The organism is Halalkalicoccus sp. CGA53 (assembly GCF_036429475.1).
In the GTDB taxonomy this organism is placed as follows: domain Archaea; phylum Halobacteriota; class Halobacteria; order Halobacteriales; family Halalkalicoccaceae; genus Natronorarus; species Natronorarus salvus.
Genome location: NZ_CP144125.1, coordinates 551,696 through 563,845, shown reverse-complemented (window position 1 = coordinate 563,845; position 12,150 = coordinate 551,696). Strand labels below are relative to the sequence as shown.

Here is a 12,150-nt window from a genome sequence, read left to right as displayed (position 1 = left end):
TCGCCGGTCGCGAGGTGGTGTCGCTCGATCGGGGAGATACGGGCCGAGAAACCCTCTACCGACCGACCCGCTATCGCCAGTCGCGGAGCGACGCCGCCTCCGCTACCGGCATCGAGAGCCACGCGTCGTCGATCGACACGTCGGCGATGACGTAGCGGCTACACCGCTCGCCCTCGTCGACGGCCGCCATCACCTCCGATTCGCGAGCCACGTCCGGCAGTCGCGTCGCCCTCGTGGACATACTTTGACAATGCGTACCATCGTTTATAAGCCCGTCGAAACGACAACCGGACAATCATTCGGATCCACTCCGTGTGGCGCGTTCACACCGACCGTTCGTCCAGACGATCGCCGTCGGAGGGTACAAGAGCGCGGGGGGCGAACGCGCCGAGTATGAACGTCGCGGACGCGATGACGCCTCGCTCGGAGCTCGTCACGGTGGAACTCCCCGGTACGCGCGACGACGCCCTCGAGTACCTGCAGGAACGCCGGTTCTCCTCGGTCCCCGTCGTGAAAGAGGAAGCGGGCACGGAGGTCTTCCGGGGGCTCGTCACGCGCGAGGGACTGATCGAGAACCCCGACGAGAACCAGCTCGCGCTCCTGCTGGAGGAGGTGCCGACGATCGGGAAGGAGGCCTCGATCGCGGAGCTCTCGCGGTTGATCGTCGAGGAAGGGGCCCGAAGAGTGCCGGTCGTCGACGGCGAACTGGAGGGGATCGTCACGATCACGGACGTGATCAGGGCGGTCGCGGAGGGGAGGATCGACGGCGAGACCGAGGTCGGCGGGCTCGAGGACCGCCACGTCAACTCCACCTACCGAGAGACGCCGCTGCCGGTCGCCGAGCGCGAGCTCTACTACGCCGACGAGCCGTACGCCGTCGTCCTCGACGGCGAGGGGAAGATGTGTGGGATCATCACCGCCGTCGACGTGATCGCGGTCGCGGAGGTCGTCGACGGCGAGGAGAACCCGGGTGACGCCGTCGCCGGACAGGACAGCGAGTGGGCCTGGGAGGGGATCAAGGCGGTCGCGAGCCGGTCGGTTCCCACGCGAAACGTCGTGATCCCCGAGACGCCAGTCGGGGAGTTCATGACCGAAGACGTGGTGACGGTGACCCGTCGTCGGAGCGCCGAGGAGGCCGCCCAGCAGATGATCCGCCACGACATCGAACAGATCCCGATGGTCTCGGGCGACGACCTCGTCGGTATCCTGAAGGACGTCCACCTGCTCGAGGCGATCTATGAGTGAGGGTCCGACGGACGAAGACGTCGTCGAACTCGCGAAACGTCGGGGCTTCTTCTTCCCGTCGTCGGGGGCTTACGGCGGCGTCGCCGGCTTCTACACCTACGGCCCGCAGGGCGCGGCACTCAAACGCCACGTGGAGGACACCTGGCGCGAGCGCTTTACGGTACGGGAAGACAACCTCGAACTCGACGCGCCGACGATCATGCCCGAACCGGTCTTCGAGGCGTCGGGCCACCTCGACACGTTCGACGACATGCTCGTCGAGTGTGCGGAGTGCGGCGAGAGCCACCGAGCCGACCACCTCGTCGAGGATGCGATCGGGATCGAGGACGCCGAAGCGCTCCCGATCCCGGAGGTCGAGACGATCATCCGCGAGGAGGGGATCGACTGTCCCGCCTGCGGCGCGGCGCTCGCGGGCGAGCAGGTCACCGAGTTCAACCTGATGTTCGAGACGGCGATCGGGCCAGGGACAGGGAGTCCGGGCTATCTCAGGCCGGAGACCGCCCAGGGGATCTTCGTCGAATTTCCCCTCCTCAGGGAGTACGCGAGGAACCAGCTCCCGTTCGGCGTGACGCAGATCGGTCGGGCGTACCGGAACGAGATCAGCCCTCGCCGGGCGATCGTCCGGGTTCGCGAACTGACGCAGGCGGAGCTAGAGCTGTTCGTCGATCCGGAGACGGACAGGCCGAATCTCTCGGGGGTCGCGGACACCACCCTGCCACTCTACTCCGTGGAAGCCCAGGATGGAGAGGGCGGCCCCGTCGAGATGACCCTCGGAGCGGCCGTCTCCGAGGGCGTCCTCGAGAACGAGTGGATCGCCTACTACCTGGGGATCGCTGCGGAGTGGTACGAGCGGATCGGCGTCGACATGGACCGGTTCCGGTTCCGACAGCACTTGCCCGGCGAACGGGCGCACTACGCCGCCGACTGCTGGGACGCCGAGGCCGAAGTGGGTGGAAACTGGATCGAGATCGCGGGTTTCGCCTACCGTGGGGACTACGATCTCTCGAAGCACGCCGAACACGCCGACGAGGAGTTCACGGTCTTCCGGCAGTACGACGAACCCGTGACGGTCGAGCGCGCGACGGTCGACCCCGACATGAGTTTCTTGGGACCGGAGTTCGGCGGTGCCGCGGCGGGGATCGCCGACGAACTCGCGGCCCTCGCCGCCCGGGACCGCGAGGCGTTCGCGGGCGAGACCGTGACGGTCGAGGTCGACGGAGAGCTCTACGAGATACCCACGGAGAGGACGGGCTTTTCGGTCGAGGAGGTGACGGAGTCCGGTGAGCACGTCGTCCCGCACGTGGTCGAACCCTCCTTCGGCGTCGACAGGACCGTCTACACGCTGATCGACCACGGATACCGGGAGGACGAGGTCGACGACGAGTCGAGACGGTTCCTCGCGTTCGAGCCCGCGGTCGCGCCCACGTTCGTCGGCGTCTTCCCGCTGATGGATCGGGACGGGATGGGCGAACGTGCGAGCGCGCTCGCCCGGCAGCTGCGCGAGAGCGGTTTCTCGGTCAGCTACGACGACTCGGGGAACATCGGCCGCCGGTACAGGAGACAGGACGAGGTTGGGACGCCGTTCGGCGTCACCGTCGACTACGAGAGCATCGAGGACGACACCGTCACCCTCAGGGACCGCGACTCGACGCGGCAGGTCCGGTTGCCCCGCGACGAGTTGATCGGTCGCCTGCACGAGCTGCGGTACGGCCGGGCGACGTTCGTCGACCTGGTCGAGGAGTACGAAGAGCTAACAGAGCGAGCCGAGACCACGGCGGAGACGTGACCGAGATCGGCAGGCGGCTGGTCCACTCCTCCGGAGTACTAGCGCCGGCCGCCTACCTCCTCGGGATCCTCACCTGGGACCAGCTCATCGCGCTGCTCGTGCTGGGCGTCGGGGTCGCAGCCGTCCTCGAGGTCGTTCGACTCAGACACGGGCTCGACTGGTGGATCTACGAGAACCTCACCCGCGAGTACGAACAGGAGAAGGTCGCGGGCTACGCGCTCTACATGGTCGGCTTCGCGTTCCTCGCGTTGCTCTTCGCGCCGGCGATCGCCATCCCCGGAATGTTGATGCTCGCGATCGGCGATCCGGTCAGTGGCTTTCTGGGGAAGACGTTCGGCGACGGCGGACTCTCACGAAAGCCGGTGCCCGTCCTCGTCGCGACGTTCGTCGTCTGTTTCGTCCTCGCGGTACCGTTCGTCTGGGCCGGAATCGACCCGACCGTCCCCGGCGCGACTGCCGTCGCAGCGACCGCATTCGCCGTCGCGGCGGCCGGCGCGCTCGTCGCGACGCTCGCCGACGGGGTCCCCCTGATCGTCCGTGATTACGTAGTCGACGACAACATCTCGATCCCGGTCGGCGCGGGCGTGGCGATGTGGCTCGCGTTCGTGGTGCTGTGAGTCCGATCGCGGCCGATCCTCGAACTCGGGTAGTGCGGCACCGACGATGTGGTAACAACTAACACTGTGGCCGATGAAGGACGACCGGCGCTCCGGGCGCCGATCGGAGACACCATGACAGAGCGAGCGAACGAACACGAGGAACTGATCAGGCGCTACCTGAACGCGTTCAACGAGCGGGACAGGGAGACGATGTCGGAGCTGCTCGCCGATGACGTCGTCGAACACGGCCTCGGCAGGGAGCTCCACGGATACGAGGAGATCGAGGAGTTTCTCGACGCGCACTTCGAGACGTTTCCCGACTACTCGGGGCGGACCGACGTGTTGATCTCCGAGGACGATACGGTCGCGGTCCGCTACACCGTCAGCGGAACGCACACGGGCGAGTACCTGGACGTCGAGCCGAGCGGTCGGACGGTCGAGTGGTCCGGGATAGCGATGTACCGGATCGAGGGCGACGAGATCGCGGAGATCTGGATCGAGGAAGATCGCCTGGGGCTGCTCGAACAGCTCGAGGTCCTCGATCCGCCGGCACACCTCAGACTGTAGCCGGTTCGTAGATCGGGGTCGATTCCCGCCCGGGGGATCCGAGGAATCGGACTCCGCCCGCTCGATCGCCGAACGTTCTTGAGCGTGGCCCCACCAGATCGGACATGGAGAGGACGAACCGCGAGTGGGTGCTCGCGAGCCGACCGGAGGGAAAACCACGTACCGAGGACTTCGAACTGGTCGAGACCGAGGTTCCGGAGCCTAGGGCAGGCGAGGTGCTCGTCAGGGTTCTCGTGCTCTCGGTAGACCCGTACATGCGCGGGCGGATGCGCGATCGCGACTCCTACGCGGAGTCCTGGGATGTGGGAGAGCCGATGCAGGCGAGAGCCGTCGGCGAGGTGGTGGAGTCCGCCCATCCGGAGTACAGAGAAGGCGAGGTGGTCGTCGGACCGTTCCGGTGGGCGGAGTACGCGACGGCACCGGGTCACGAGGTTCAGCCGGTGGATCCGGAGCTAGCGCCGATTTCCACGGCGCTCGGCGTGCTCGGGATGCCCGGCCGGACCGCTTATTTCGGGACGCTCGACGTCGCGGAGCCGAAGCCGGGCGACACGATGGTCGTCTCCGCGGCAGCCGGCGCGGTCGGATCGGTCGTCGGGCAGATCGCCAAACTCTGTGGCGCTCGCGTGGTGGGGATCGCCGGCTCCGATCGGAAGTGCGACTGGCTCACCGGGGAGTTGGGTCTCGACGAGGCGGTGAACTACCGGGAGTCGGAGGACATGTACACTGCTATCGCCGAGGCGTGTCCCGACGGCGTCGACGTCTACTACGACAACGTCGGCGGCGAGATCACCGACGCGGTCTTTCACCAACTCAACGAGCGCGCTCGCGTGACCGTCTGCGGACAGATCGCCCTCTACAACGAGGAGGGGCCGTCGACCGGCCCCCGCAAACTCTGGAAGCTGATCGAGACGCGCGCCCGCGTCGAGGGATTTCTGATCTCCGACTACGAGAGGAGATACGAGGAGGTGACCGAACGGCTCGCAGGATGGATCAGCGAGGGGGAACTCACCTACGAGGAGACGGTCTCGGAGGGGATCGAGAGCGCGCCCGAGGCGTTCATCGGGCTGTTCGAGGGCGAGAACGTCGGCAAGCAGGTCGTGCGGGTCGCCGAGCGGTAGCGGCGCCGATCACTTTCACCCCGCGGACTCAACGTTTATTCGCGGTGGCGGCCAACGACGGGTGATGGCCGCCACGCAGGGCGACGTCGCCTACGTCGAGCACCCGTTGCTGGCTCCGGGGTTCGTAGAGCGCCGGCTCTACCAGATCCAGCTCGCCGGCGTGGCGAAGACCGCACACACGCTCGTCTGCCTCCCGACTGGCCTCGGCAAGACCACCGTGAGCCTGCTCGTCACAGCCGAACGCCTCGCGAGCGTCGGGGGAAAGGTGCTCTTTCTCGCACCCACGAAACCGCTGGTCGAACAGCACGCGGCCTTCTACCGCGACGCCCTCTCCGTACCCGACGACGAGATCGTCGTCTTCACCGGCGAGGTCCGGCCGGACGACCGCGCCGAACTCTGGGAGGAGGCCACCGTGGTGATCGCCACCCCGCAGGTCGTCGAGAACGACCTCGTCGGGAGCCGTCTGTCGCTTTCGGAGGTCACGCACCTCACCTTCGACGAGTGTCACCGCGCGACGGGCGACTACGCCTACGTCTACATCGCCGAACGGTACCACCGAGATGCGGAGAACCCACTCGTGACGGGGATGAGCGCCTCGCCCGGTGGTGACCGCGAGTCGATCACGGAGGTCTGTGAGAACCTCGGGCTCACCGAAGTCGAGGTGATGACCGAGGAGGACGCGGACGTCGCGAAGTACACCCACGACACCGAGGTCGAGTGGGAGACGATCCAGGTACCCGAGGAGATCCTCGAGATCCGCGACGGGATGAACGAGGTACTCAAAGAGCGTCTGGAACGCCTGAAGGAGATGGGCATTCTCCCCTCGGCGCGCGTCGACATCTCCAGAAAGGAGCTGTTCGCCGCCCGGAGCGAACTCCAGAAGCTGATCTCGAACGACCAGTCCGAGGGCTACCAGGGGATGTCGATCCACGCGGAGGTGATGAAGCTCAAACACGGCGTCGAGGTCGTCGAGTCACAGGGCGTCGAGGCGCTCGTCGCCTACTTCGAGCGGCTGCAGAACGAGGCTCGCTCCTCGGGCGCGTCGAAGGCGAGCCAGCGCCTCGTCAGCGAGCCGAGGATCCGCGAGGCGATCCGGCTCGCCAGGGCGTACGACGACCTCCACCCGAAGCTCGCCGAGACCCGCAGGCTCGTGATCGAGACGCTCGCGAGCGGCGGCGACCGGGTGATCGTCTTCACGGAGTACCGCGACACGGCCGAGACGCTCACCGAGTTCCTCTCCGCCCACGTCGACGCCCGCCGGTTCGTCGGTCAGGGGGACAAGGAGGGCAGTTCGGGGATGACACAGAACCAGCAGAAGGAGGTCCTCGACGCCTTTCGCGGGGGCGAGTTCGACGTGCTCGTCTCGACATCGGTGGCAGAGGAGGGTCTCGACGTCCCCGAGGTCGATCTCGTACTCTTCTACGAACCCGTCCCCACGGCGATCCGGTCGATCCAGCGAAAGGGTCGGACGGGTCGGCAGTCCGAGGGCCGCGTCGTCGTGCTGATGGCCGAAGGGACCAGGGACGAGGCGTACTTCTGGATCTCGCGCCGGCGCGAGAAGGAGATGGCCTCCGAACTCGCGGAGCTGAAGGGCGTGGCGAAGGAGGTCTCGGAGGAGCTCGACGACGACCAGTCGCAGCTCGGCCAGTTCGAGACCGGCAACGGTACCGATCGGGGGTCCTCCTCGCGGACGGACCGAACCGGTGGCGGACAGCCCGACCTCGCGTCGTTCTCGCCGCCAACGAACGGCCCGGACGAGGAGGCAGCGAGCGAGGAGACCGGCACCTCCGAGGGTGAGAGCGAGGACCGATCCGAGGGCGTGGTCGCGACGGCACGACCGAGCGAGGAGGGGATCGAGATCGTCGCCGACCAGCGCGAACTCGACTCGCACATCGCCCGCGAACTCTCCCGGCGCGAGGGGATCGAGGTACGTCTGGAGACGCTCGCGGTGGGCGACTACGTCCTCTCGGACCGGGTGGCCGTCGAGCGCAAGTCGGTGGCGGACTTCCTCGACTCGCTGTTCGGTGGCGAACGTTCGGTGTTCGAGCAGGTCGGCGACCTGAGCCGACACTACGCCCGACCGGTCGTGATCGTCGAGGGCGAGGGGCTCTACGAGGAGCGAAACGTCCACCCGAACGCGATCCGGGGGGCGCTCGCGAGCCTCGCGGTCGACTTCGGCGCGTCGGTCTTACGGACCAGGGGTCGAGAGGACACGACCGAACTCCTCTCGGTGATCGCGAAACGGGAGCAGGAAGAGTCCGAAAGAGAGGTCCGGGTCCACGGCGAGAAGGGGGCGAAGACGCTCGCCGAGCAGCAGGAGTACGTCGTCGGGTCGATCGCCGACATCGGGCCGGTGACCGCGCGAGCGCTCTTGGAGCAGTTCGGGAGCGTCGAGGCGGTACTCACCGCGAGCGAGGGGGAGCTGATGGAGACCGACGGGGTGGGCGAGGTGACCGCCGAACGGATCAGGGAGGTCGTCGCGAGCGAGTACGGGAACTAATCCTCTCGCCCGTCCACAACGGGGAACGGTTTTGTGGCTTCCCGGCGGATAGTCGGAGCGATGACGGATCTGCGCGAGTTCGTTGCCGAGGACCTCTGGCTGCTGGTCGCCATCGTGACGTTCGCGCTCACCGCGCTCGTCGGCATGGCCGGTCTCGAAGCGCTCGCGGGCGCCGTCGCGGTGGTCGGCTGGTTCCTGCTGACGCCGATCCTGCTGTTCTGGGGGGAGGAAGTCGCGGAGATGCTGTTCGGAGGGGATACAGAGCAACGGGGACGACGGGTGGATCCGGGTGCCGACGAGGACACCGCGCTCGCGGAACTGAAACGGCGGTACGCGGAGGGCGAGATCGACGACGAGGAGTTCGAACACCGCCTCGAACGGCTGGTCGAACTCGATACGTTCCCCGCGTCCGTACGCGGGGCCGGCGAGGAGGACGCCAGGGAACTGGAGTACGAGCGGTAGTACTCGCTCAGCCGAGCTTTCGGAGCGTCTCTGCCGCCCGGTCGGCGGCCGCGAGGAACTCCTCGGCCCGTCGGGGATCGTCGGCGTTCGCCGCCCGCCGCGAGAGGTGCGCGATCGTCTCACAGAGCGCGCTACGGGCGTCGGCGAGGTCTCCCCCTCCTCTCCGTCGCCGCTCGGTGGTCTCGGAGTCGTCCTCTCGGACCGTATCGGGCACCGAGATCCGATCGGGAGCGGTCTCGGGCGCGGTCGCGAGCGACACCTCCTCCGGGTCGGGTCTCTCCTCTCCCGTGTCGGTACCTACTTCGGTCGAGCCAACGTCCCGACCTACGGCGTCCTCCGCTTTCTCGCGTGCGGACTCGACGTCGATCTCGGCGCCCTCCGCGCTCGCGGGTTCCCGGTCGTTCGCGGTCCCGTCGGCTTCCTCCGGTCTCTCGACCTCCCGTTCGCAGGTCGGACAGAACTCGCTGCCCTCGTAGCGGAAGATCGGCGAGCGACACTCCCCGCAGTGGCGGTTGGTCATCGTCGCACCCCGCAGGAGCAGGTCGCTCATCTGCTGGGTCGCCTCGCGTTCGTGCCGGTCGCGCTCGTACTTCTCCCGGAGCTTCTCGCGTTCGGCCTCCTTGTCGAACTCGCTCATGGGTGAGGAAAGGAGGCCTCGGCGAAAAGCGCTGTGGAGCGGATCCGGCTTCGACGATAGTCGAATACTCGAACGGCAGTCGACGCCTAATGCGTGGTTCCGACACGCTTAACGGCCTTCCCGGTGCGGTGTTACGTGATATGACGAAAGTGAGCGTGATCGGAGCGGCGGGCACGGTCGGGGCGGCGACGGCGTACAACCTCGCGCTGCGCGACCTCGCGGACGAACTCGTCCTCGTCGACATCCCCGACATGGAAGAGGAGGTCGTCGGGCAGGCCGCCGACGTCAACCACGGCGCCGCCTACGACGCGAACACGACGGTGCGACAGGGCGACTACTCGGCTACTGAGGGTTCGGACGTCGTCGTCATCACTGCGGGCATCCCGCGCCAGCCCGGCCAGACCCGGATCGACCTCGCGGGCGACAACGCACCGATCATGGACGACATCGGCTCCTCGATCGACGAGTACAACGACGACTACGTCTCGATCACGACCTCGAACCCCGTCGACCTGCTCAACCGCCACCTCTACGAGGTCGGCGACCGCGATCGCCAGGCGGTGATCGGCTTCGGCGGACGCCTCGACTCCGCCCGGTTCCGGTACGTCCTCGCCCAGCGCTTCGGCACCCAGGTGAGAAACGTCGAGGCGACGATCCTCGGCGAGCACGGTGACGCGCAGGTGCCGGTCTTCTCGAAGGTCCGCGTCGACGGGATGGACCCCGAGTTCACCGAGGGCGAGCGCGAGGAGATCCTCGACGAGCTCACCGAGAGCGCGATGGACGTCATCCAGCGCAAGGGCGCGACCGAGTGGGGGCCCGCGACGGGCGTCGCCCACATGGTCGAGGCCGTTCTCAGGGACACCGGCGAGGTGCTGCCCGCCTCGGTCGTCCTCGAGGGAGAGTACGGCCACGAGGACACCGCCTTCGGCGTGCCGGTGAAGCTCGGATCGAACGGCGTCGAGGAGGTCGTCGAGTGGGACCTCGACGACTACGAGGTCGAACTGATGGACGAGGCGAGCGAGAAGCTCTCCGAGCAGTACGGGAAGATCGCCTGACTGCGACGGGTTCGATAGCCGGACCGGGACGGTGCGCGGGTTCGGGCCCGGCCCGAAGCGTTTTGAACGAACGGCCGCTCACGGAACGTATGCGACGAGCGGTTCTGCCACTACGACTCGCGGTCGGGGGACACGGGTGACGACGGAGCCGATCGACTCGAACCGGGTGCTCACGACCGCCGAGCGGGACCGGCTCGACGCGATCCGGGAAGCGGAGTCGCTCTCTACCCTCGTTTCAGTGACCGACGCTGATTCGGAGCACGACGCCTACGTCCGGGCGAAACGCGAGTGGTACGACCTGCGAGGGAAGGGGATCGCGGCGGAGTCCGACCCCGACGGGCTGCCGGGGGTGACCGTCGAGATCGACGGCCACTCGTTCACCGTCCACGGGATCACCCACGCCGGCACTGACGAGGAGGGGTCGGTCCTCCGCGAGCACGTCTCCGCGGCCGTCGACCGGGGCGCGACGGTCTACTGCGAGCAGGGAATCCGCCCGCTCTACTTCTCGGAACTCGGTCGGGTGTGCGAGATGGACGACTACGGGTGGGCGCTGGACCGCTGTGCGACCCTCGAGGGCGAGTCACACCTGGAGGGCTGTCACGCCGGAGCGGACGGACCGCTCGCTACCCTTGGGATCGAGGACGTCTCCGACCGGTTCCGCGAGGCGGCGTTCTCGCTGATCGAGTCGGGCTCGGAGCTCTACGGCGAGGAGGTCACGCGGTCGCCCGGCGCCGTCGCGGCCTCGTTCCTCACGGGCCGCGAGGAGCGGGCGACCGCCCGGGACTTCACCTCGTCCGCGAAGAGCCGCCGGGCCGCCCGCGAGCCCGACAGACTCCGCGACCTCCAGGTCCACTACGAGCGGACGTTCCTGCCACAGCCGCTCGAACGGGAGTGGCTGCGCCGTCACGACCCCGAACTCGAACTCGTCACCCACGCTCGTAACGAGCGGATGGCCGACTACGCCGTGGCGCACAACGAGCGGTCGACCGAGGTGCTGTTGATCGTCGGCGCGGCCCACCAGCCCGGCGTGCGCTGCTACCTCGAACGCCACCGCGACGGTCTGCGGGACACCGAGGGCTTTTCCCTCCTCTCCTGACGCCCACAAAGCATACACCGCTCATCGACCCCTCTCGGGTCGATGTCCCCGGACGTCGCGAGCGCGCCCGACCTCCTCAGACTCCTCTCGCTCCCGCTGTTCGTGTGGGTCGCCTATCGCGATATCCGGACCCGTCGCGTGCCTTCGAGGACCTGGCTCCCGATCGGCGCGCTCGCCGTCGTTCTCCTGGCGTGGGACGCCCTCGCCGCGTGGGAGATGGGCGGGTTGGTCTGGCGCGTGTTCTCGCTGCGGGTCGCGATGAGCCTCCTGATCGTCGTGCCCATGGCCTACGGCTTCTACCGCCTCGGCGCGTTCGGCGGTGCGGACGCGAAGGCGCTTTTTGTGCTCGCCCTGCTCTTTCCGACGTTCCCCACCTACATCGTCCTCGGGACCGTCTTCCCCCTGGGGGTCACCCCGGTGGGCGTGTTCTCGCTCACGATCCTCACGAACGCGGTGCTGGTCGGCGCGGCCTATCCGTTCGTCCTCTTCGCCCGGAACGCGCTCTCCGGTCACCGGGGACCGATCGCGTTCATCGCCACGCCGGTCCCGTGGGACGAGGTCGAGGAGACCCACGGTCGAGTCGTCGAGTCGCGCGAGGGGTTCGACCGGTCGGGACTCGACCTCGACGCGCTGCGGATGTACCTCCGCTGGCGGGGGACGACCCTCGCCGACCTGCGCGAGGACGCCGTTACCTTCCGCGACCCGGCCTCCATCCCGACGACACCGAACCCGGTCGGGGACGGCGCGGTCGCCACGGACGGCGGCCCCCGATCCGATGACGGTCTCCGAACGGACGGCGGTTCTTCCGGCGATCCCTGGGGTGCGGAGGCGTTCCTGATCGACGTCGGACCGGCCTACGGGACGACCCCCGAGCGTCTCAGGGAGGGTCTCGACCTGCTCACCGAGCGGGAGGTCGTCTGGGTCTCGCCGGGGATCCCGTTTCTCGTCCCGATCTCCCTGGGCCTGCTCGTCTCGCTGGTCTACGGCAACGTGCTGTTCTCGCTGCTCTCGGCGCTCGGCCTGGCGTGAGCCGCGATTCCGTCCGCTCACGACAAAACGCCTATGCCCCAGCCACGTCCATCCCC

12 protein-coding genes are annotated in these 12,150 nt (G+C 67.7%); 10 read left to right on the top strand and 2 right to left on the bottom strand.

Annotation, left to right across the window (positions count from 1 at the left end; translation table 11 throughout):
* Window positions 1-70: 70 nt before the first annotated feature.
* Window positions 71-241, bottom strand: coding sequence for a DUF7556 family protein (locus tag V2L32_RS04095; RefSeq protein WP_331235203.1), 171 nt, complete (start codon window positions 239-241; stop codon window positions 71-73).
* A gap of 152 nt (window positions 242-393) precedes the next feature.
* Here V2L32_RS04095 and V2L32_RS04090 point away from each other — a divergent pair, with 152 nt between their 5' ends.
* From V2L32_RS04090 to V2L32_RS04060, 7 genes are all read left to right on the top strand, one after another.
* Window positions 394-1,245, top strand: coding sequence for a CBS domain-containing protein (locus V2L32_RS04090; protein WP_331235202.1), 852 nt, complete (start codon window positions 394-396; stop codon window positions 1,243-1,245).
* Window positions 1,238-3,031, top strand: coding sequence for a glycine--tRNA ligase (glyS, locus tag V2L32_RS04085; protein WP_331235201.1), 1,794 nt, complete (start codon window positions 1,238-1,240; stop codon window positions 3,029-3,031). Before V2L32_RS04090 ends, glyS begins: the two co-directional genes overlap by 8 nt.
* Window positions 3,028-3,648: a dolichol kinase gene (locus tag V2L32_RS04080; RefSeq protein WP_331235200.1), complete on the top strand. Its 621-nt coding sequence runs from the start codon at window positions 3,028-3,030 to the stop codon at window positions 3,646-3,648. The genes glyS and V2L32_RS04080 overlap by 4 nt, the downstream gene beginning before the upstream one ends.
* Before the next feature lie 114 nt (window positions 3,649-3,762).
* Window positions 3,763-4,197 carry an ester cyclase gene (locus V2L32_RS04075; protein ID WP_331235199.1) on the top strand — a complete coding sequence of 145 codons (435 nt, stop codon included), beginning with the start codon at window positions 3,763-3,765 and terminating at the stop codon, window positions 4,195-4,197.
* A 104-nt stretch (window positions 4,198-4,301) separates the two neighbouring features.
* Window positions 4,302-5,315, top strand: a complete 1,014-nt coding sequence (locus V2L32_RS04070) for an NADP-dependent oxidoreductase (protein WP_331235198.1) — start codon at window positions 4,302-4,304, stop codon at window positions 5,313-5,315.
* Between the two features lie 64 nt (window positions 5,316-5,379).
* Entirely contained in the window at window positions 5,380-7,815 is a 2,436-nt protein-coding gene (locus V2L32_RS04065; protein ID WP_331235197.1) for a DEAD/DEAH box helicase, read from the top strand.
* Window positions 7,816-7,875: 60 nt separating this feature from the next.
* Window positions 7,876-8,277, top strand: coding sequence for an SHOCT domain-containing protein (locus V2L32_RS04060; protein WP_331235196.1), 402 nt, complete (start codon window positions 7,876-7,878; stop codon window positions 8,275-8,277).
* A gap of 7 nt (window positions 8,278-8,284) precedes the next feature.
* Here the strand turns inward: V2L32_RS04060 and V2L32_RS04055 are convergent, their stop codons facing one another.
* Window positions 8,285-8,914: an Sjogren's syndrome/scleroderma autoantigen 1 family protein gene (locus tag V2L32_RS04055; protein ID WP_331235195.1), complete on the bottom strand. Its 630-nt coding sequence runs from the start codon at window positions 8,912-8,914 to the stop codon at window positions 8,285-8,287.
* A gap of 140 nt (window positions 8,915-9,054) precedes the next feature.
* Here V2L32_RS04055 and mdh point away from each other — a divergent pair, with 140 nt between their 5' ends.
* The 3 genes from mdh to V2L32_RS04040 all read left to right on the top strand — a co-directional run bounded on the left by mdh (window position 9,055) and on the right by V2L32_RS04040 (window position 12,094).
* The gene (gene mdh, locus V2L32_RS04050) at window positions 9,055-9,969 is read left to right on the top strand and encodes a malate dehydrogenase (protein ID WP_331235194.1); all 915 of its coding nucleotides are present in this window, start codon (window positions 9,055-9,057) and stop codon (window positions 9,967-9,969) included.
* A 136-nt stretch (window positions 9,970-10,105) separates the two neighbouring features.
* Window positions 10,106-11,065 (top strand): hypothetical protein, encoded by a 960-nt coding sequence (locus V2L32_RS04045; RefSeq protein ID WP_331235193.1) that lies wholly within the window; start codon window positions 10,106-10,108, stop codon window positions 11,063-11,065.
* A 42-nt stretch (window positions 11,066-11,107) separates the two neighbouring features.
* Window positions 11,108-12,094 carry an A24 family peptidase C-terminal domain-containing protein gene (locus V2L32_RS04040; RefSeq protein ID WP_331235192.1) on the top strand — a complete coding sequence of 329 codons (987 nt, stop codon included), beginning with the start codon at window positions 11,108-11,110 and terminating at the stop codon, window positions 12,092-12,094.
* Window positions 12,095-12,150: the final 56 nt, after the last annotated feature.